This is a genomic window from Microbulbifer maximicatervae (SeqCode) (assembly GCF_056232625.1).
Map to the genome: position 1 here is coordinate 1,336,277 of NZ_CP174324.1, position 21,067 is coordinate 1,357,343.

Annotated in this window: 15 protein-coding genes; 6 read left to right on the top strand and 9 right to left on the bottom strand. The window is 48.2% G+C overall.

The window, feature by feature from the left end:
• Positions 1 to 290: 290 nt before the first annotated feature.
• Together ACJJI6_RS05840 and ACJJI6_RS05845 are read right to left on the bottom strand one after the other, a co-directional pair.
• Positions 291 to 2,339: a S8 family peptidase gene (locus ACJJI6_RS05840; protein WP_475712786.1), complete on the bottom strand. Its 2,049-nt coding sequence runs from the start codon at positions 2,337 to 2,339 to the stop codon at positions 291 to 293.
• A gap of 615 nt (positions 2,340 to 2,954) precedes the next feature.
• Positions 2,955 to 3,443 (bottom strand): hypothetical protein, encoded by a 489-nt coding sequence (locus tag ACJJI6_RS05845; RefSeq protein WP_475712787.1) that lies wholly within the window; start codon positions 3,441 to 3,443, stop codon positions 2,955 to 2,957.
• Between the two features lie 261 nt (positions 3,444 to 3,704).
• On the opposite strand from ACJJI6_RS05845, the gene ACJJI6_RS05850 reads away from it, so the two are divergent.
• Positions 3,705 to 4,238 (top strand): Dps family protein, encoded by a 534-nt coding sequence (locus tag ACJJI6_RS05850; protein ID WP_444913109.1) that lies wholly within the window; start codon positions 3,705 to 3,707, stop codon positions 4,236 to 4,238.
• Positions 4,239 to 4,358: 120 nt separating this feature from the next.
• On the opposite strand, the gene ACJJI6_RS05855 is transcribed toward ACJJI6_RS05850, so the two are convergent.
• Both ACJJI6_RS05855 and ACJJI6_RS05860 read right to left on the bottom strand, forming a co-directional pair.
• Complete coding sequence (locus ACJJI6_RS05855) at positions 4,359 to 4,823, bottom strand: GNAT family N-acetyltransferase (RefSeq protein ID WP_475712788.1); 465 nt, start codon at positions 4,821 to 4,823, stop codon at positions 4,359 to 4,361.
• Between the two features lie 214 nt (positions 4,824 to 5,037).
• Positions 5,038 to 6,024: an LLM class flavin-dependent oxidoreductase gene (locus ACJJI6_RS05860; protein WP_475712789.1), complete on the bottom strand. Its 987-nt coding sequence runs from the start codon at positions 6,022 to 6,024 to the stop codon at positions 5,038 to 5,040.
• Between the two features lie 270 nt (positions 6,025 to 6,294).
• Between ACJJI6_RS05860 and ACJJI6_RS05865 the strand changes: the two genes are divergently transcribed.
• The 5 genes from ACJJI6_RS05865 (at position 6,295) to ACJJI6_RS05885 (ending at position 11,051) form a co-directional block, all read left to right on the top strand.
• A complete protein-coding gene (locus ACJJI6_RS05865; protein ID WP_413662048.1) occupies positions 6,295 to 6,813 on the top strand; it encodes a MerR family transcriptional regulator in 519 nt (172 codons plus the stop codon).
• A 684-nt stretch (positions 6,814 to 7,497) separates the two neighbouring features.
• Complete coding sequence (locus ACJJI6_RS05870; RefSeq protein ID WP_282932855.1) at positions 7,498 to 7,854, top strand: helix-turn-helix transcriptional regulator; 357 nt, start codon at positions 7,498 to 7,500, stop codon at positions 7,852 to 7,854.
• A complete protein-coding gene (locus tag ACJJI6_RS05875; protein WP_475712790.1) occupies positions 7,848 to 9,146 on the top strand; it encodes a type II toxin-antitoxin system HipA family toxin in 1,299 nt (432 codons plus the stop codon). The genes ACJJI6_RS05870 and ACJJI6_RS05875 overlap by 7 nt, the downstream gene beginning before the upstream one ends.
• Positions 9,147 to 9,464: 318 nt before the next feature.
• The gene (locus tag ACJJI6_RS05880) at positions 9,465 to 10,076 is read left to right on the top strand and encodes a hypothetical protein (RefSeq protein WP_475712791.1); all 612 of its coding nucleotides are present in this window, start codon (positions 9,465 to 9,467) and stop codon (positions 10,074 to 10,076) included.
• 291 nt (positions 10,077 to 10,367) lie between these two features.
• Complete coding sequence (locus ACJJI6_RS05885; protein ID WP_475712792.1) at positions 10,368 to 11,051, top strand: VOC family protein; 684 nt, start codon at positions 10,368 to 10,370, stop codon at positions 11,049 to 11,051.
• 99 nt (positions 11,052 to 11,150) lie between these two features.
• Here ACJJI6_RS05885 and ACJJI6_RS05890 read toward each other — a convergent pair whose 3' ends face one another.
• The 5 genes from ACJJI6_RS05890 to ACJJI6_RS05910 form a co-directional block, all read right to left on the bottom strand.
• On the bottom strand, positions 11,151 to 13,295 hold the full coding sequence (locus ACJJI6_RS05890) for a TonB-dependent receptor (RefSeq protein WP_475712793.1): 2,145 nt from the start codon (positions 13,293 to 13,295) through the stop codon (positions 11,151 to 11,153).
• A 31-nt stretch (positions 13,296 to 13,326) separates the two neighbouring features.
• Positions 13,327 to 16,737: an ABC transporter permease gene (locus ACJJI6_RS05895; protein ID WP_475712794.1), complete on the bottom strand. Its 3,411-nt coding sequence runs from the start codon at positions 16,735 to 16,737 to the stop codon at positions 13,327 to 13,329.
• Positions 16,734 to 17,621, bottom strand: a complete 888-nt coding sequence (locus tag ACJJI6_RS05900) for an ABC transporter ATP-binding protein (protein ID WP_282932862.1) — start codon at positions 17,619 to 17,621, stop codon at positions 16,734 to 16,736. Before ACJJI6_RS05900 ends, ACJJI6_RS05895 begins: the two co-directional genes overlap by 4 nt.
• Before the next feature lie 76 nt (positions 17,622 to 17,697).
• Positions 17,698 to 18,804, bottom strand: a complete 1,107-nt coding sequence (locus ACJJI6_RS05905; RefSeq protein WP_444941690.1) for a Gfo/Idh/MocA family oxidoreductase — start codon at positions 18,802 to 18,804, stop codon at positions 17,698 to 17,700.
• Positions 18,794 to 21,067 (bottom strand): class I SAM-dependent methyltransferase, encoded by a 2,274-nt coding sequence (locus ACJJI6_RS05910; protein WP_475712795.1) that lies wholly within the window; start codon positions 21,065 to 21,067, stop codon positions 18,794 to 18,796. Before ACJJI6_RS05910 ends, ACJJI6_RS05905 begins: the two co-directional genes overlap by 11 nt.

The following is a 21,067-nucleotide window of genomic DNA, read 5'->3' on the forward strand; positions in this document are numbered from 1 at the left end:
TTTCCAATCACTGTGCACAGAAAGGCTGCAAAATACTTTTCGAAATTTATCAACTTTAAAGAAAAGGCTGGAGCTTGAAGTTAATCCACTCTGATAAAACGAGCTTTAATCGAACAGTGGAAATGATCATCACAGAATTGGTGATATTGCCGGCAATATAACTGGGAAAGGATTCTGCGGAGATCAACGTGTTAAATGAAAATGCCAGTCAGCTTAACTGACTGGCATTATTTGAGTAGAACAGCTATCTACCCACCCCACAGGAACCTGTCGAGTGGGAGTTGGCCCATTTACTCAGTACTAGCACTCAAAGAAACTCCAGAGTAGTCAGAGTAACCGCGGATACTGATATACCAGGTACCTGCGTCTGGATTGCTGATGCTGCAGCTTTCATCATTACCCCACTCGTAAGGACGACAATCGTACGCTGTGCGGGTGGGCTCTTGGCCGAAACGAACATAGAGGTCTGCATCCCCACTGCCACCAGACATTACGGCGCTCAGTGTTGAAGCTCCGCTATCAACGTCGATAGTGAAGTGCTGCCAGCTGTTGCGGGAACCACTGAGATTTGTCTCTTCCCAGCTGTCGCTACCGCCACCGCCGCCACCACCTGCGGTGTAGCTGCCTACGAGGCTAACGTTAGAGAAGGAGCTATATCCACGTACCATGACGTGATAGGTTCCTCCCTGTACGTTATCGATATCACAAGTTTCATTATTGCCTGAAGTATAGGGGCGGCAGTCATAGGTACTGGTTGTGGGGGCGCTGCCATGGCGAACGTAGAGATCAGCATCGCCGCTTCCACCGGACATTACAAAAGACAAGTCTGTAGCGTTGTTAGGCACTTCTAGGGTGAAGTTAATTTCATCACCACTGTTACCCTCGATACCAGTCTCAGCAACACCATTTTCAAGTTCACCGCCGTCGTTACCGCCACCACCGCCGCCGCCACCATTGGCCGAGGCTACGGCCGCTGCTGCATCGACAATACCTGAGCCACAGCTGCTGCAAGAAGCCGGGAAGCTCCGCGCGGTACTGGTGAGAATTGATTCAACTTCATCTGGGGTCAAGGTAGGGTCTACGGAATAGAGTAATGCTGCAGCACCGGCCACATGAGGTGCCGCCATACTGGTGCCCTGGATGTAATAGTAACTATCACTGCCGGGGTCAGTAGCACCATTGTTATAGGTAGAGAGGACGCCGTCGGAGTCATTGGCGAAGCTCTGTGCTCCACCCGGCGCTGCAACATCTACTACATTGCCGTAGTTAGAGTAGTAAGCACGACCGCCACTGCGATTAGTCGCAGCCACTGAGATCACCCCATCACAACTGGCAGGAGTAAATTGGCTGGCATTAGCATTGCTATTGCCAGCGGCTACAACAACCGTGGCACCGAGACTGCGAGCAGTATCGATGGCATTTTGTGTAGTAGTACCACAGCTTCCGCTGCCGCCAAGACTGAGATTGAGTACGTCGGCGGGATTCGCATTGGCTGGCAGGCCACTGACAGAACCGCCAGCCCCCCAAATGATCCCGTCAGCAATATCTGACGTATAGCCACCACAACGGCCGAGCACACGGACAGGAACGATCTTGGCCTCATAGGCAACACCAGCGATACCAAGATTATTGTTGGTAACGCCAGCGATAGTGCCGGCAACATGGGTACCGTGCCAGCTACTGTTGCTTGAGGAGCTATCTCCACAAGTACCAGAGCTATACCAATCACCCGGATCGGTGGCATCGCTATCGCGACCATCGCCATCTACGGAAACGAAGGTATCGTCGATCATGTCGTAGCCCGGCAAAATGTTGGCTGCCAGGTCTGCATGGGGTCGATAACCAGTATCGAGTACCGCGACCACAGCCCCGTTACCCGCAGTGGTATCCCAGGCTGATGGAAGGTTCAAGCCACCGGTAGATTCATAGTAGTGCCACTGATTGAGGTAACTTGGGTCATTAGGTACAGCCACTGCTTTCAAGATCAGATCTGGTTCTGCGTACTCCACATCCGGGTCTTGCCTCAGGCGATCGATAATTGCATTTACTTCAGCTCTATTTTTTCGACCTTCCAGGCGCATTACCTGAGCGCCAGTAGCTATGCGGCGCAGATGGTGCATTTTATGGCCAGCGCGACGGGAAGCTCTTTCCACAGTTTCCTGAGCCATAGTAGCGGCCCGTCCAACTTTAGCGCTTTCTTTGTACTTAACGATGATGCGATCAGTTAGCAGCTTGTTATCCGCTTCTTCCGCATAGGCACCAAAAGGCGCAGTGCATAGCAATGAGAATGCACTTGCTAAAGCCGTCTTTTGTAAAAGAAATTTTAAAGATAATTTCATTATTGTGGTTTCTCCGAAGTTATATTTATTCCAATACCAAAAAATCATTCGATATTGGTTACTCCTAAACCGCCCCGCTTTGGCTAAATAAATTCTATAAAGGGAAAGCCCAAAAACTGCTGAATTTAGGATCATTTAGTTAGCTTGAGCGAAATTGGTACCATTGTTTCAGCTTGGTACAAATGTATAACGACTTGGAAATTGTTGTCCTCAATGGAGATCTCGAAACTCATGTGGACTGCGATGACAAGTTTTAAATCTCTATAAAAAACTTAGGTAATAAATATTTTTCCGCAAAAAAGTGTGGAATGGTTCACGGGAGACACAACCAAAGAGGATTAACAGATCACTTATGACAAAAAATACGGCCTTATCCCTCAAACATAAAGCAATGTTATATCACATCAAAAATATTTTATTTAACTATGACTTTTGATGACTGGTAAGTTGATTCAATGAGGGATGGGCGCTCTTGCGAGTATGAAAGAAAAGAAAAAATCTACTACTTTAATCGGCGCTAGTTATCAGCCTCTTACTTGAGCTAACCATTCACCGTTTGATAAATCAGCATCAAATCTAATTTCTCCGAGTTGTATAGCTGCTATATCTCGGCCTTTATAGGTGTTCTTTCGCTAGTGAAATTAAACGATCACACCTGGCTATAGCTTTATAGGCATAGGCCTCTTTGTTGCCCCGAGAAGTATCGAGCTCAGAAAGGACACTCTTTTTAAGAGCAGTAGCAACTTCAATCGCAAGAGCATACTTTTGGTGGTTTAAGCAGTGCCGACAAAAAATTGTTTCCAGCGTATCTTCGCTATCAATGTTTAAATACCCCAAGTCGTGCACATCCTTATGAAGACCTTGAATAACTTCAAAAGATAAGTCTCTCTCAGAGAGCAACAAAAACTTCTGCTCAGCAATACGCCGCTTTGTTTCAAGCACTAAATCTGGATATTCTTGAATAAGCGGGTAGTGTATGCTTTCAACCTTGTCAAACTCAGTAACTATCTCATCATAATCAAGGTCTTTTACTTTTAGATATGCATCCGTTAAAAGATTACACAACTTTCTAGACAACTCTTCCTTTTTGAAGCTATTGAACACTCAGCAATTCTCCGTAGCTGCATTACCTATCCTAAGAGCCTTTTAACAAATCAGATTGAGCCGCTTTATATCTCAAACAGACTCCTCCATATACGCTTGAGATATATCAACCAGTATAAGACTGATGAAAAAATAATGTACTGGTTCTCTCTGGCTTCCAACCCTTTGTGAATGGCTAGTCGCCATATAGGTGTCTAATCTAGTGCCATGGAGACACCGACTGCCACACCTATCCCTTTGTCATAACTTGTGAGGTTTGATATGAGAAAAGCAACTGGAGAAGCGGTAGGCACACAATCCAGGCTAGCCGCCCCATCTGATTTAAGTGAAAGTGCGAGGGCCAGCATTACTATCGCCGTTAATACCCTGCTGGCAGATACTTTCAGCCTATATATGAAGACCAAGAACTTTCACTGGCATGTTAGCGGCCCCCACTTCAGGGACTACCATTTGCTTTTTGATGATCAAGCCGATGAAGTATTCGAGATGACCGATGCACTGGCGGAGCGCGTGCGCAAACTGGGAGGCACTACGCTTCGCTCCATTGGCCATATCGCTAAGCTACAGCGATCTTCAGATAATGATGCCGAGTATGTAGATCCGCAAGATATGCTGTTAGAGCTAGGCGAAGACAACCGGGAAATGATCGCAAGTATGCGTAAAGTCCACGAACTTTGTGATGAGCACAGAGATATTGCTACAGCAAGCTTGCTGGAAGAGTATATTGATCAGGCGGAAAAGCGGTCATGGTTTTTGTTTGAGGCTAGTCGCAGCTCTGGTTTAACACACCACTGAGCCCTGTGGCCCAAGCTTGATCTGGCAGACAGCGCTACTTTTTGAATTACCCTGTCAGATCAAACTCAGCCTATACGACTTTCTTTTTTCAAAGCGACCTGTTCCTTTTCAGGTTAAGAGCTACAATTCCAGCTTCAATCTCTCCCCCACCGAATTCTCAAGGAAACCTTCTCGGAGGTAAAAATCAATTGTTCGTTGCCAGTTTTCTCTTTCTGGAGTACTAACTTCCAACCGTGGCCAGCCCTCCTCCTTCGCAAAGCTGATCGCCTCAGCCAAAAGAGCCTTGCCAATAAACTGCGAGCGGAACTCTGGTTCAACATACAGCTCCTCGATTACCCCGTAGTTGCCACCGGCATAAATAGCGGCAGACCTTGATAGGGTAATAACGCCCACTGGAGCTCCATCGGCATAATATAGGAAAGCATAAAATCCATTATCTTGTGAAAGTAACTTCTTAGCCGTTACCGCCATGACCTCTGGATCGATGTTGCGCTTATGACCGACAAGAGTTTGCAGCAATTTTGTTACCAGTCCTGCAACCTCACTACTCTGCTTCGCCCCGGCCTTTACAATCGGACTTACCATAAACTATCCCTTCCCTTCAGCTTATTTACATTTTTACCCAGCCAAAATGTGATCACATTTTGAATCTATCAGCAATTTTGGCTGGCAGCAAGCTGGGTGCGTAGGAAAGAAAGCGGACAACTCTCTATTGAATTGCTCTTAAGTGAAGGGGATGAGCCCCTTAATCAGGGGCCGGTTTATTGAGACCTTGATCCCAGCGCTTATAGATCGCCTCTTAAATGTCTCCTAAATATTCGAGGCTACGTAAAGCAACAGACCAATCCAAGCCACCAAATCGATTGATAAATGCCATATGTTCAACACCAATATCCTGATAACGAGCGATCATTTGTTGAACTTCCGCTGGAGTACCAAAAAGCCCAGTTCCTTTATCACGCATACAGTTGTATATCCCCGAAGCATCTGAGACTTTGTTACCGGAAAGATAAGAAATCACACGGGCCAATGCAGGCTCTACTGAATACCTCACGTCCTTTTCCGATTCCCCCACCTGGGAGAAGATGGTAACTACACTTTCCGCATGGTCCTTACCAAAGCCGCTATCAGCCAATCCCTGACGATGCTGCTCAATTCGCACAGCGATTTCATCAATATTCTCGGTTGAAGGCGCAACAATTGTTATCAGGCCATATCCCGACCTTCCAATTTTATATGCGCTTTCGGGGTTATTGCTCGCGATGTAAATTGGGGGAGAAGGCTTTTGCACAGGAGATATATTTAAGGACTCAACTCCTCTATGGCCCTCTAAAGCCAGCTTCCAGCGCTTTTGAATCTCAGCTAGGTTATTCTTAAATCTCTCCCCTCGGCTTGAAAAGTCATACCCCATTCCTTCTGACTCCAAGAGTTGCCCACCAGTACCCACTCCCATGTTGAGGCGCCCCGCAGACAAAATATCTAACATGGCATAGTCCTCTGCCACCTGAATCGGGCTCCTTAAGGGTAAGATAGAAACTCCCGAACCTAGGCGTATCCTTTTAGTCAATTGGGAAAGCGCTGAAAGGAAAACAGCAGGGTTGGGAATATGTCCCAGATGCTGGAAGTGATGCTCTGCACACCAAACACTATTGAAGCCAGCTCTTTCAGACAACACCGTATGTTCTATGCAGTGCTTCATCAACAAACTGGGATATTTTTCGACCTCCGGGTGATAGTCCAAAAGCCAGAATAGTGACTTCTTAATATTGCTAATTGAGTGAGCCATAACCAAAAACATCTCTCGCTGATTGCTAAAGCCCAGAACTTTGAACCCTGCATCTATAGACGAGTCAATAGCAAATAAATGACCATATATTCGCCATATACACAAACCTACGGTAAGTGTCATTTTCATTAGCACAAAAGAAGGGATTCTACGGAGCGGTTCAAATCTCCTTTACACTTCCATAAGAGCAATTCAAGGTATCGCCTTCCGACTTGACCTGTCTACAGGTTCAGGGTTGATCATCACCTGCTCTACCTATCTGGAGCATTTATGCTAACTGTTACAGAACTGGCCAGGCACTGTGGTATATCCAGGGCAACGATTCTTTACTATGAACGAGAAGGAATACTTGCGCCCACACGGCGCTCAGATAACGGCTATCGCTGGTATGGCCAAAATGAAACTAGAAGGCTGGAAGCTATTGTTGCCTATCGTTCCTACGGCCTATCTCTGAACGATATAAAACGATTACTTGATGGCCAAAACACTTCATCTCAGTCTCGGATTCTGGAAGATCATTTCTACCAATTGGAGAGCGAAATTCACAAGCTTAAAGAACAACAGAGAGCGATCGTCGCCCTATTAAAAGAGCCAAGTTTGCTTAAAGATCAAATGGTCACTAAGAATCGATGGGTAGAAATAATGAGAGCGGCAGGGTTTGATGAAGACTCTATGCTCGCTTGGCACCATAAGTTTGAGGAAATGGAACCTGAACAACACCAGAGGTTTCTTGAGTCTCTAGGTATGAAACCTGAAGAAATAAAAAGTACAAGAGGTTTTAAGGCCTAAAGAGCGTCTACAGCAGTTGATTTGTTTTGGTTTCCAAAGCATTGCCCCGTCGTTAATCTATGTACTTTCTCTTATCGTCGCCCTGTTAGCTATCAATATATAAGCTTTACCTCCTACCAAATCTAAAGAACTCCTACCATACCTATAGAGCAGCTTACAATCCTCTACAAACTATAGGGGAGCGTATACAAAAACCTTCCTCCTAACTTAAAGTTAACAGGGATAAATTTTGTAACGGTCAGCTACTGTTGGTTTATCCATAGAACAATATAGGGAAACAATTTGCTTCTAGTTAATTTGCGGCCACTGTTCATGGCAGTATCTAATGTAAATCTCCATAGAAACCTCTTAGTTGTTCCCATTTGGCAACGGCAAGAAATCTAATAGCAGCAGTGAAGCCTAATCATCCCCGAGGAAAGTAGTCGCCCGCCTATGGCATCAAATCTTATGTAGAACAGGTGTTTCTCTTATCGCCAGCAGAAGTTGAGCTTCCGGTAGAGGCGGCCTCCATCAATAATAGGATTAATACAAATAATAGCCTGAATAACACCTGTAAACGATCAATTTAAGCATTAATAGCTGCAACTCCACCTATTAACACTTTTAACCTTTGTAGACTATAATAGCTCAAAAAGCACCCTTTAGCTCGACAAAACCTAATCAAAGGGTGGAAAGGCAACTATTATGGGATTTCACGGTCAATCAGATAAGCAAATACTTGAGTCGCTGGGCAATCGTCTCAAAAACTACCGCTTACGAATGAACCTTACTCAAGATGACATGGCTGAGCGTGCAGGCCTATCCACCTCCACCATTAAAGGGCTGGAGGCTGGTCGTGGCAGGCTTGATAGCCTTGTTGCTGCGCTGAGAGTACTTCGCCAACTTGATTCATTGGATAGCTTCTTACCTGAACCGGCAGTAAGTCCGATGCAAATTGCTACTCAAGGTAAACAGCGGCAGAGAGCCAGCCGCAGCTCACAGAATCAGCGCGATACCCTGCCCTTGAACAGCAATAAGAAAAGGAGCAAGCCGGAATGGTAAACCAGACAAATGCCGCAACAGTTCACTTGTGGGGCGAGTTGGTAGGCGCTGTCCACTGGGGTGACAGTGGTTATGGTTCATTCGAGTATGCACCGGAGTTCTTGCGTCGGGGGCTGGATATAGCTCCGATAACCATGCCTATTGAAGCTTCAAATGAGCCATATACATTTCGCGGCCTCAGTCGGGAAACATTTAAAGGATTACCGGGACTCCTCGCCGATTGCCTGCCTGACAAGTTCGGCAATGCGGTGATTGATGCCTGGCTCGCACGCCAAGGGCGAACTCCAGAGAGCTTCAACCCTATTGAGCGACTCTGTTACACCGGTACTCGTGGCATGGGAGCGCTTGAATTTCAACCGGCGGTGGACGGCACCTTCAAAGATTCTGTCGACCTGAACGTTGAAGAATTAGTCAAACTAGCTGCCGCAATTACCAATAGGCAGACAGATCTCAACACGCAATTTGGACATAGTGATACTGAAAAATCAGGCTCCTTGCTGGACATATTGCGCGTAGGAACCAGTGCGGGAGGCGCCCGTGCAAAAGCAATTATTGCCATGAATGCTATGGGGGATATTCGCTCTGGTCAGGTCCCCGCCCCTAAAGGCTATGACTACTGGCTTCTCAAATTTGACGGCGCTGGAGATCTTGAACTCGGGGTAAGCGATGGCTACGGGCGGGTTGAATACGCCTATCATCGTATGGCTCGCGAAGCGGGTATCAATATGGCGGAATGCAGGCTATTGGAGGAAAATGGCCGAGCGCATTTTATGACGCGGCGCTTTGATCGGGTAAACGGGCAAAAGCTTCATATGCAGTCTCTATGTGGTATTGCGCACTTGGATTTCAACATGGCAGGCGCCCACTCCTATGAGCAAGTATTCAGCATAATGCGTGAACTATATCTGCCTAAAAATGAAGCCGTTCAGCAATATCGCCGTATGGTCTTCAACGTATTGGCCAGGAATCAAGATGATCATACAAAGAATATTGCATTTCTTATGGACCCAGCCGGAGAATGGTCTCTTTCACCAGCCTTTGACCTGACTTATGCCCACAATCCTGGCGGAGCTTGGACAAGTCAACACCAGATAAGTATTAACGGAAAGCGTGATCACTTCAATTTAGATGACTTAATAACATTAGGGGAATCCATCAGTATTAAGCGCCCAATGGAGATAATTGATCAGGTCGCAAGTGCGGTAGCAAATTGGGAGCAGTTCGCTGAAGCCTCCGGTGTCTCTGAAAGCTGGACTATTGAAATTGGCCAAAACCACCGCAAGCTAACTTGAATTTTATCTATATGTCATTGACCTAGCCGCTACCCACTTCTTTTGTAGCCCCAAGGATGGAGCCAGGGCTCGATCCCAAATTTTACCGCTAAAACCTTCAGCCTCCCAACCATACTCCCACGGCGGCCCCAGTGTATCTTTTAACTCCAAAGATCCCTTGTCGAATAGAACAGAGGCACCGTAAACGGGCTGATAGTCCATAAGATATCGAGGGGGATGAAGTCAAGTCCAATCGAAAAAACGACACTTCAATCGTCTTCATCTGAGAAATATCAGCTTACATTCTATTTTGGCGATTAACGTATTAAAGAGCTGCTCATGATGAAACTGTCACTTTTATTCACAATAATTTTGATTTCCCTTGCTTTTATGGGAGCTAAAACGGCAGCAGAAGAGAATAGTCATAACTCAATCAAGAATAGTGAGGGCATCATTTGTAATAATGAGTATGTTCTATGCACATCTGCCCCATGCATTCCAGATCCCAGTAATCCAGATTCAAATGCAATTTGCAGATGTGACGTTAATAAGGGGTTGAACTTCGGGTTTTCTGAATGTAAAAACCGGACTCCTGAGACTGACTCAAACGACGTCAAAAAAGCCTTATCGACATTTTCTTTCGCGCAGGCTTACACCAAGCCTGTACTTTCCTGCCCCGAAGGTAAACCGTGGACTGATTGCCTGGATCAACCCTGCATTGTCGATCCGATGAATCCTCTCAAAGCCATATGCACATGCAAGATTGTGCGTGATAAGCCTTTTGTAACTTTTGGAGGCGACTGTGTATCCCTGAGCTGTGATACGGGTTACTGGTCTGGTGCAACGGTAGAGTCTTATGTGGGAGCAAGCAGAAAACTGATGAAGGCATTTAGCTTAGATGAGGTTCCCGCCAAATATTGCGTGGGGATCAAACCTGAGGTTTCAGAGTAATTTCTGCTCGGTCCAAGCCACATCAATCTTTTGTGTTTTTAGAAATAGACACCCGATTCTCACTACGGGGCGTTGACCCCTACACTGTTCAGCGGCCCATACAATTCCTGAAAGAATCACCAAGTAGATTATATTACTTTCATAATTATTAAAATTTCGGCAAAAGTTAAATCACCCTTATCGTAATTTCTGGTATGGTTAAATCAACCACAAGAAATGATTAACTAACAACTGCCGCCTAAAAAATAAAAGCCAAACAAGCAACACTATTTTTAGACAAAAGGCACTCTTATGAGAACACGCTGTAGCCACGTTTTACTCTGGGTGGAGGATATTCATCAAGCTGTACGAGATTTCCGTCAGCTCGGTTTTTCTGTGGATTACGCCACAAAAGAAAAGAACGCCCAGCACGCCCATATTTGGTTTAGTGAAGGGGCTATTATTGAGTTATTGACATCTCCATCCAATGCCCACTACTTCAAATGGATTATTGATCTCTTTGCCGGCCGGGGCGCAGGACGTAGGATGATACGTTGGTCGCAAGAAGGGGAAGGTTTTTGTGATGTTGCCTTAGTCAGTGACGATTTTGATAATGATCTTTCAGCGATGAAGCGTGAGGGTGTTCAAACCGGGCGAGTGATTCCCTGGCAACGAACCAAGCCAAACGGACAAAAAACCAGCTTCCGCTTTGTTTATCCTCGCTCTGAGCGACTGCCATTTATTGTAAGTCCATATAACCCACCTCAGTACCCTCAAGAAACAAACCATAAAAATGGTGCTACTGGCCTGAGTAAAGTGCACATGGAAGTCAGTGAACAGGACTGGAAAACTGTACAACGTTTAATCGATAAAGATTCCACATTTAATATCAAACCCGGGCCTACAACCAAAGTTACGGGTATAGAGGTTAGTGGACTGAGAGAAAATTTGGACCCGACTCTATTGCATGGGAGTACAATCAACCCAGCAAGCTAAGGAGCCTCTGAGCTATTTAGTGGATCAATCTCTACAGAGATTGATCCACTCACCATCAAGATAGATAAAACAGTCGTTAACTAAACTGTCGAAATCTCATTACAGACGGTATAGAACTCCAACTCCCGCACGACGTCCTTTTGCCGGCGCCCCTATTCTGGCATCAGGGGCAAATATCGCATTGGTGTAGCCATATAACTGATACTGCTCATCAAGCAGATTGTCAGCAAACAGATAAAGCTCCATAGAGTCCGTTTGCAGTGCTACACGAAGATCCACCTTGCTGTAAGCATCCAGGTTAAAGTGGTTTTGTGCATCTGCCGGGCGCTCATCTACATGGCGTACAGTCAAGTTAGTATTGAGAGCCGGTGCGCTTAACCCCATAAAGTCTGGCAGAGGCTGGTAGTAATTCAATGCCAGGCTAGCACTCCAGCTGGGTACGTCAGGCACTTCATTACCGGCCAAAACGTCACCGCCGGAAACACCATACACATCTTTTGTAATTTCCGTATCCAGGAAGCTCAAGCCACCGGCAATACTAAACTGCTCGGTTATAAACCAATCGGCCTCAAGCTCTGCACCAAATGTCTCCGTATCTGCATTTACTGCAGCAGAGGAATAGGAAGCAAAATCAAAGCCTAACAAATGATCATCTTCCACTGAGCTAAAGAATACAGCACCACTGATATTCAGACTGTCTGACTCATTTTTAATGCCTAGCTCGAAGGTGTCGACAGTTGCGGGCTTGTAAGCAACGCTATCGGCAGACTGCAAAGCAAAGTCATTGAACCCACCGGATTTATAGCCTCGTGCGGCAACTGCATAGATATTTGTAGAATTGGACAGCGAATAACCAAGAGCCAATCGGCCAGTTGTATAACTATCGTCCAAATCTCTTTGATCTTGAGAAACGTAGAGATTGCCATCCGTACCGTAGCTGGAATACTCACCGGCGTACTTCTTACTCTCTTGGGTGTAACGTAATCCAGCTGTAAAATTCAGGGAGTCAGTTACAGGTAATGTAGTCTCACCGTAAATAGCTTGGCTATCAGTATCGTAATCCCGGTATTGATTGGCGAAGGACACCAAATCAATTGAGTCAAAACTTCTTTCACCTTCTTGTAGATTGAGTCCAATCACCCAGAATGTAGTTGCCTCAGGCAATGAGGACAAGCGTAGATCCTGGCTGATGGTCTGCTCGTCCTGGCTATCGCCACGAAGATACTCCATTGGGAAATTGAACACTGCTTGGGCAGTCTCTTGGTCAAAACCGGTTAGGTAACTAAAATCCGTGTTGACCAATGCAGTGATAGAAGTCAGTTGAGTATTAGCCCATTGGTGATTGATTTCAGTGGAAAATCGCTCAACGGTTTTTTCATTATCGTCAAAAGCTCCTGGTGTGTGTTCACTGCCAGGGTCATCACCGAAAGGTTGTAATAACTGAAGGTTCAGAAAGCCTTCCTGTTGTTGCTTCTCAGCAATAAATAAGGCTGATGTTTTCGCACCCAAATCCCATTCCAGACTACCTCTGAAAGCCAGGTCTTTGGGTTCAGTCATTGGATCGCCGTTAGTCGTATTCTCAACCCAATGGTCCTCACTGATATGTCGAATGGCTACTCGGCCACGGAGTGATTCAGAGAATGGGCCGCTGATCACAGTTTGATATAAACTCTGGCTATCCTCTCCGAGCTCTACACGTCCGTAAGCTTCAAACTCTTCGGTTGGCTTGTTAGTGGTAATATTAATAGCGCCAGCTTCACTGTTGCGCCCGAATAAGGTCCCTTGAGGACCCTTTAATATTTCCAGTCTTTCGATATCAAGGGTCCCAAGGGACACATTTCCCGCAGGCATAGATACGCCATCAAGGTTCACTACAACGGAGCCATCATCCTTATTTACCTGAGTCAGTGAACCAACCCCGCGAATACGGATATTTGCATCCACCGCACCACTGGAAGAATAAACATCTACTCCAGGTGCACTGCGTAATGCATCTTCAAAATTGAGCAGCAATCGGTTTTTCAAATCCTCTTCGCTAACAACACTCAAGCTGAAGGGGACATCCTTGGCTTTCTCTTTTGTAAGCCGGGCAGTAACTTCAACGACTTCCATTTCAGTTTCGGAAGAACTCTCCTTTTCCGCTCCTTCCGCCGCAGAGTAGGCTCCGGAAGCGTATAGCAGACTTGCCGATATTAGCGAAATTTGTTTCGCAAGTACTTTCTTATCTAGGTTTAAGCTGAGCATAAATTGAATTTCCTTTCTATTACTTAGGCTATTAATTGATATTCGATACTTCAGAACTCTCAGCCAGTAAATTCTGTGCAGGGTCCCGCTGATAGGAAGGCCAGATATCCAGCGCTAGAACTTTCTCCGAGGGCAGACGCTCAATCAGCGTTTTTCCATTGATGACCTCGGAATCCAACTCATTGATATCGGCTAGCAAACGGTAGCTGGCCGTTTGTGCGACCGGTTGCCATCCACCCTTCTCCCAGCGCCAACGCTGTCCGTCCAGGCGTATTTGACCGGACTCCAGGTACTCGACCGTCAGAGCTGATGAAAGAGGAGCCCCGAGCATATTTTGCGTCCGTGTCTCACCGACATAAGCGCTCAGTACATTTTCAATATTCTTCTGCTGCTTGATGTCATCGAGTAACGCGGACAGGGACTCAGGAGATTGCAGAAGCGTCCAGTCCAGTGCGGCCACCGGCGCATAGTAGCGAGTCCAACCGGAAATCGGTGCGGTGCTCAAGCGCTCAACGGGTACCTCACTGCCAGCCAAGTCTCTGGTCGTCTTATCGGAGTATCGAACCAGCACATCATCAAGCACTTCGATGCCATCGATTTCCGCTACACAAAGCAGGCCAATCGCTCCGGAAACTCCATCGCTGAGCCACGCGGAGCCGGCAATACGTCGTATGTCCGAACTTTCCAGTAAATGCTGGCGGGCCAAAGCTCGGGCGATATCGACCCGCCGCAGCCAACGCCCTGTACCTTCATCGGCAATATCCCAATGAGGCCCCTCGGACAATTGCAGCAAATTACCGCTGGCCCGTGTCTCTCCAAGTCCTCTTGGCCATTGGGCAATCCGTTTAATTTCGATATCAGTACCCAGCCGCTGGCTCACGCAGGCCTGCATCTGCCCAACGTCTTTAGCAATGGCAGAAACCATATTTGAGCGATCGGAATCATGGGAAACATCAAACCCATCGAATACCGCTAGTTTCGTATTGGGTGCCCATTGAATGGAGAAATCCAAGGGGCCATGAGTGCTCCCCTGCTCACTAAAGACATTTTTATCATCCCGTTGGATTTGGATCTGCCAGCGCCAGTCCCCCGATGGGGCCGCGCCCTCAAGGGTTGTGGCCAGTTGTGAAGCCGGCAGGCTGAACTCAGGGTTCAAGCCCAGCGCTTCACGTTCCGCTGACACACGCAAGATACGCTCGGGGTCAACACCGATACGCGGAACAATATCGCTCGCTTGTAACCAGACTCCACTGGCAGTTAGCCCTGAGGGCTCTCCCTCTGCGGACCACCCCGGCGCCGTCATTTGCCACAACAGTTTGATGTTACAACCCTGTTCAGAGCAGCCTGATATTGGCAGCGACATATGGTCGTAACGCTGATCCGGTGTGACTTCACGCCCGCCCACTAAGGCCTTAACCAATACAAATCCGTGGGGTAATTCAAACTGCAAGCCCTGCCCTTCGACATGAACTTTATGCAATAACCACTCACCTTCTACTGTTTGGTTATCCGGGTTGATATTGATATTCAATTCACCACCGGACACCTCAAACCCACTCGCTTTCGGCAGCCAATAAGATTCCCAGAGGGCATCTTCTTGTTTGAGTTGCTCTGGTGATTGATATCCGCCCTGCACTACCAGCCTATCTCCCAATACAGAACCGAGACCGAGAAGAAATAAAGCAGAACAAGCCACCAGGGCGCCCTGAGGGGCCATAAGGCGTGAACGTATCAGGGCAAAACCCTGAGACATGCGGCTATCCAGTCCACGGGGAATCAAAAGAGCGGCCAGGCCGATCATCAATAGGGCAAGCGCAACTTTAAATCCATCCAAGGCCAATAAATAACCGATCCAGGGTTCCCAACCACTGAGTGCTGACAGTTGAATATGAGCGGTGATACCCACTTCATAGGGCGGGTAATGCACCAGCTCCAGCTCATGATTGAGGACCAGAATAAAGGTCACAAACATTGACATGGAATAGGCAAAGCCCGCATGGCGGAACAGTGCATGCACCAAAAGCACCATCATCGACAACTCCAATAAAGGAGCTGTCACTATCAGCAATTGATAAGTGAACGCCTGTACGATATCGACAGATGCCGGAGAGGTGAGAAGCACAGCAATAATGCCCGATAGACCCGGCAACAGGGCCAACAGCACCGTCATGGCGAATACGGTAAGGGCAACGCCAAATAATCGTGTGTAGTCGGGCGCGGGGGTTGCAGACAGCATGTCGTCAAACCCAGGCACCTGATCCCTGCGGCACACCAAGCCAGTCAATGCGGCGATTACAAAAGCAATAACCAGGAAAATAACATCCTTGAGAAGCGGCAATAGCATTTCCAAGCGCGGTGCCATAGGCCCTTCAGCGTGCCAGATGATCTGGGTAAACGAGCTAGCCACCCCCATTATTACCAGGACCGCAACACCGACCCACCAAGCGCGACTACTCCATACGTGAAATAATCTCCAGCGGGCTTCCAGCATGAGTTGACGCAGGGAGCGGCCAACCGATGCGGTATCGGGCTTAGATGGAGAGAAATCTTTAACCTTGCGAGTGGCTGCCTTTTTAGCGGCCTTCGCCCGGGCAGGTTTGGCAGCCCCTACCAGTACCAGTGTTTCCCTTCGCAAGTATTTCAGGCAAGCCGCCAAGGCAAGCAAAGGAACAAGACACCATAGAATTCGATTCAGTACCGAACCCAAAGTAAACGGCAATAGCGAGGTTGATTTTTGCAGAGGTGTCCAGGAAGTAACCTCCGTATAAACGAAAGTAAATAGCGAGGGGTCCATTACCGCAGCCAGCTGCGGATTAATATTGCCACCCCGAAGAACGATCACAGAAAACATCCACAACATCATTAAAGCCGCTGCGAGTCCAAAAGGACCGGCCAGGCTGCGGGTTCGCAGCGTAGCGACAAAATACAGAGCGCCAATACCGATGCTCGCGGGAATCTGTAACCAGATCCATGCAAATCCAAGGGCTTTCCAGGGCGCTGGGCCAATCGCTGTTTCGGGCAGCAAGCCCATCCACACCAATACCGGCGAGACCAAAAACCCTACCAGCGCAGATGCACTTAATATGGCTCCTATTACCGCAGCGCCAAGAAACCGCCCCCAAAGCATTACGCTCAGGGAATTCGGTGTTGTATAGATCACTTCATGCAGACTGGCTTTGCGGTCCCGCAAAATAGGCTGCGAGAAAACCCAGGCCCAAGCAAAAAACTGAAAGAACATACATCCCGCACCCATCAGGTAAATGAGTGACGGTGAGTTCCGGGGAATATCTGTGGCCCCCATTTTCTGCATATAGTCGGCATTGACCAAATTCAGAAGCAGGTAGATCACCAGCCCCCAGAAGGCTAAAGCCACGATGCCGCTGCTAAATCCGGCTCTTATCTCCAGCTTTGCCTCATGGGCAATAAGCGCCAGCTTGTTCATGCAGCCTCCCGCTGGTCTTTTACCTGCTCAATAGCCAGATGATAAATATCTTCCAGGCGCGGGGTGTGGGCAGTAAAACGAGAGTCTGCGGGTTTTTCCCCGTGTACGATTACCTGGGTACCATCGGGTCTGGCAATATTGTGCAGGGATGCGGGAAGTGATTCGCCACGGGGAATCAGTGCTTGCCACATCTTGCCTATATGAGGGTCTGTGACCTCCGGGGCTGTGCCCTCAACAACAATACGCCCAGAGGCCAATATGGCCAGGCGCTGGCACAGGTTTTCGATATCTTCAACAATATGAGTAGAGAGCAATACAATGGCATCCGCCGCGACATCCGCCAAAACACAGTGAAAGCGATTGCGTTCAGCCGGGTCCAGGCCAGCGGTTGGCTCGTCAACGATGATCAGGCGCGGCTCGCCAATCAATGCAATGGCAATACCAAAACGACGCAGCATACCGCCGGAATAGGTTGATACGGCTCGATCGGCTACATCGGCCAAATTGACCTGCTCCAATAGCCTATCCACTTCACGGCGTCTTGCGCTTGTTTCAGTGAAGCCTTTGAGCCAGGCAAAACGCTCCAGCAATGACCGCGCTGCAATTCCAGGATAGGCGCCGATATGTTGCGGCAAATAGCCCAGTTTACTGCGCATAAAGTCCGGCTTTGCCAGCACATCCACACCATCCAGCATGATCCGACCACTGTCCGGGGTTTGCAGGGTAGCCAAGGTACGCATCAAACTACTTTTCCCGGCACCATTAGGCCCAAGTAATCCGTACATGCCGGGGCCAACTTCCAAGTTAACGCCGTTTAACGCCTTCACCCCATTTTTATATGTCTTAAAGAGCCCTTCGATGATCAACCCTGATTGATTTTGCATCTCTCCTCCTAACCCCGTTTTATAAGTAAAAATTCCGTAATCACTTTTTTTGTGCTGTTCGTGTTTTCTTAAAACTCTAGTCGCAAGCCTGACCGACAATATCCGCAAGTGCCTGAACTGATACCGGCTCCGGTTCCCCTGGCTGGATCAAAGTCGGCATACCGATTCGGGCCGTTAAATCACTCCACGCCATTGAGACACTCAATGCCCATTGACCACTTTGCTTGCGCTTCTCGGGTTGTGCGATATCAGTACAAAGGGAGTGCAGAGCCTCAATAACCGCCTCCGGCCAAGTGAGGGCAAAAATATCGTGGTAACTACGCATTTCCGTATCGCCCAGGGTAACCATGCTGGGAACGGCCAGCCGCTCTGTACCCTCACCCTTTAAAATAAGCCGGCCGGTTTGGTCCCTGGGTGAATGCAACCTGGGATTCCAGAGCACGGGGCCGTGAGTATCAGTCAAAGTCAAAACCCCAGCCTCGCCACCTATAGCAAGCCGATGTAATAGCAGGGAATGATTATCAGGGTCCTGTGGATGAACCTGATTCTGAATACGCAAAGTCATGGGCACACCACCAAAGGTAGCCGACAGACTTTGAAAAGGATGGCCCTCTGGTTGCACCGGCTCGCTAAAAGACCAGGGGCGAAGCCCTCCCACTGCACGACCAATAACATCCAAAAGCGGATAGGCCATCTGGCTGTTGCAAATAGCATCGATCATTTCCAGGCGCTGATGCCGACGCAAGTATTCTGCCGCAGCCAGGAACTGCCTGGTGGGGCGCAAATTGGGGTAGAGGGTGTTAACGGCATAGGCCGAATTTCCCTGCTTTGCAGCTAGCAGGTTGGCGGTAATTTCCTTGGTGTGGACCGGATGCTCCTGCAATACATGAATGCCTCGTTTAAGAAACGATTGTGCTATTTCAGAACCCTCGCCCCCGGTTGCACCAGAACGCACAACAACACACACAATATCGATATCATCGGGGACCTGCTCTGCCTCGGTATAGAGCGGTACTCCATATTGCTCGGCACAGCTCCTGGAATAATCACTGCCACGAGCCAATAATCCAGAGAGTTCAAAATGTTCTCGGCCGGGTAATCTGGACGATGTCAGGGCTTCGAGATAAATACGACCAAAACCTGTCCCTGCAACGACAACCCGCTTGCGGTTATCAATTCCCATTTGACTCTCCTCGGTTTTTAGCCATGGACACGGCCCATTTCTCTAATTGGTCCTTATCTATCTGCCCCTCAAGAGTCAAAGGCAATTTGTCCAAAACTTCGATATAGATTTCTGACTTAAAGTGATCGAGGTATTCGGCCAGGCAATCTGCTGACAGTCGCATTTGATGTTGCTTGGCTCTACAGGCAAAGAAGCGGTGCCCCTGTCTGGACAAAGGGTGTTCGGAGACAGGCAAATCCATGACCAGCTGTAAGCCGGCGGCATCCATAGCGTTGTGCCACTGGGAAAGTGACAGGAAGGTTGCACCGGTATCTGTGCGCTCATCGACGGCATCCACCAGCATAAACGCCTGTGATGCCATCACCCAAAACTCCTCACTGGTTGGCTCCGTCATAATGAACCAACCACCAGGGCGCAATAACTCGGTTGCCCTGCGCAATGATGCATCTGTGTCGCGGGCGGCGTTAAAAACACCGCCGGCAATAATTACATCGAAGCTATTGGGGGAAAACCCCTGGCTGCGCGGTGAACGATCAATATCAAACAATCCACGGTGCAACCAGGGGCGCTGCTCCTGATCCCCATGTTTTGCGAAAAAGCTATCGAGAAAAGCCGCAGAGATATCCGTAAACTGGTATTCAAAGTTGATATGGCCACTGACACCATCCAACACTGGCAGTAGAGCCTGGGTAGTCGACCCAGTGCCAGCGCCAACTTCCAGTATTTTCAGAGTCTGTTGCTGGCCTTCCCAATTATTTAAGATGGACTTCAATAAAGCTCTTACTGAATGCTGCTGGTACCTGGCCGCTATACCCTCCCGGTAAAGCGCACTCGCCAACTCAGTGCTACCACGGGGGAACAGCAGGTGCACAGCCTGGACTTTGCCCCGAATTAGATCCGGTAATTGTTCCGCGTTAGCGCGGGCGTAATCGATCGTTTTACTGGCTCCAGACAGCATCCGCCATTCCTGTTCCAGCCGAGTCCATGCCAGAGCCAGGGCAGCATCACTGTAGCTGTCTGGATCTACCTCTGGCGACCAATACTCGCCATCAGTACTTAGTAACTGCTGCTCCTGCAAAACCTTGATCCAGCGCTTAATCAAAGCTCGGTGCTGCTGAGCCACCGGAGGGGCTTCAAGTATTTCCGCTAAGCTGTGTACTGAATGTCGATCACAAAACAATCCCAGGTGGCTGAAAGCATTCAGCATGGATAGCAAAGCAGTAGCGTTAAGTTGTTCCGTAACCTTTACCGCATGTTCCAAATCAATATGGGCAAATTCCGCATCCAGCTCGGTATTAATTCGCGCGAACAACCCTGCCATATCAAGGTTGCTGGCCTCTGCCTGAATTTTGGGCTGCGCAAAGACCGCCCAGCGATTCTCTCCAGCAAGGGGAATTGTCACGGAGCTGGCGACCGCAGGGTGTTTCGCCACACTTTCGACAAGAGTCGCAAGCTTTTGGGTCTGGGCTTGCTGGACCTTTGCAACGGGTTCTATACCTTTATCGGTACGGACCCAACCGGAAATATCTTTTGCCAATAAGCGTTGAATATCCCGCAACAACGATTGTGATAGCAAGACATCGGTTTCATACAAAAGGCATTGCAGGCTTTTGAGATTGGTCAGGGCCAATGCCGGGTGTGCGACCAAGCCTTTTAGCAAAGTTGACGTCAATACCACACCGGAAAACCCTGAACGCTCCAGAGCAACCAGCGCTTTAGCTGGGTTGATAGCGGGGTCCTGCAATCGCACAGGTAGCCCACAACTCCATGCTGCGAAAATACCAAAGCGAGCAAATTCATTAAGCGGAGAAAATACGGCGACCTTTCCCTGAATAGGCCCCAAAGCTTCTTGCTGCGCTTCGAGTAAGGTAAGGTTTGTCTCCACGGTGGTGTTTTCTGCCAGCAATACCGAAAACTCACCTCGATGGCCTTCTAACGCATTCGGGATTTGTACCTCTAAGATCAAGCAATCCTTCTCTGGGTTCGCCTCAGGCACAAGTTCAAACCCGATTCCCAGCCTTAGTGCCACCAAGTGCATCAGCAGAGGCAATCCATTCCCAGAATTATCAGCTTGCCAGAGTAGTGTTTTGCCTCGCTGTGAGCCCTGTTCTGCAAGCTGCTCACTGAGCTTTGCAACCACGGAACCAGTCCAAGTCAGCACCTGACTGCCACTCCAGTCACAGCCTTCAAGTGATAATGCCGGATCTTCACCCAACTGTTCCAAACCACTTAAAATATTTGCTGCTATTTCTTCTATTTTCAT

Excerpts from the sequence above, each read along its gene's own strand:
- ACJJI6_RS05840 (WP_475712786.1), bottom strand. The coding sequence starts at position 2,339 with ATGAAATTATCTTTAAAATTTCTTTTACAAAAGACGGCTTTAGCAAGT.
- ACJJI6_RS05850 (WP_444913109.1), top strand. The coding sequence starts at position 3,705 with ATGAGAAAAGCAACTGGAGAAGCGGTAGGCACACAATCCAGGCTAGCC.
- ACJJI6_RS05855 (WP_475712788.1), bottom strand. The coding sequence starts at position 4,823 with ATGGTAAGTCCGATTGTAAAGGCCGGGGCGAAGCAGAGTAGTGAGGTT.
- ACJJI6_RS05860 (WP_475712789.1), bottom strand. The coding sequence starts at position 6,024 with ATGGCTCACTCAATTAGCAATATTAAGAAGTCACTATTCTGGCTTTTG.
- ACJJI6_RS05865 (WP_413662048.1), top strand. The coding sequence starts at position 6,295 with ATGCTAACTGTTACAGAACTGGCCAGGCACTGTGGTATATCCAGGGCA.
- ACJJI6_RS05870 (WP_282932855.1), top strand. The coding sequence starts at position 7,498 with ATGGGATTTCACGGTCAATCAGATAAGCAAATACTTGAGTCGCTGGGC.
- ACJJI6_RS05875 (WP_475712790.1), top strand. The coding sequence starts at position 7,848 with ATGGTAAACCAGACAAATGCCGCAACAGTTCACTTGTGGGGCGAGTTG.
- ACJJI6_RS05880 (WP_475712791.1), top strand. The coding sequence starts at position 9,465 with ATGATGAAACTGTCACTTTTATTCACAATAATTTTGATTTCCCTTGCT.
- ACJJI6_RS05885 (WP_475712792.1), top strand. The coding sequence starts at position 10,368 with ATGAGAACACGCTGTAGCCACGTTTTACTCTGGGTGGAGGATATTCAT.
- ACJJI6_RS05890 (WP_475712793.1), bottom strand. The coding sequence starts at position 13,295 with ATGCTCAGCTTAAACCTAGATAAGAAAGTACTTGCGAAACAAATTTCG.
- ACJJI6_RS05895 (WP_475712794.1), bottom strand. The coding sequence starts at position 16,737 with ATGAACAAGCTGGCGCTTATTGCCCATGAGGCAAAGCTGGAGATAAGA.
- ACJJI6_RS05900 (WP_282932862.1), bottom strand. The coding sequence starts at position 17,621 with ATGCAAAATCAATCAGGGTTGATCATCGAAGGGCTCTTTAAGACATAT.
- ACJJI6_RS05905 (WP_444941690.1), bottom strand. The coding sequence starts at position 18,804 with ATGGGAATTGATAACCGCAAGCGGGTTGTCGTTGCAGGGACAGGTTTT.
- ACJJI6_RS05910 (WP_475712795.1), bottom strand. The coding sequence starts at position 21,067 with ATGAAAATAGAAGAAATAGCAGCAAATATTTTAAGTGGTTTGGAACAG.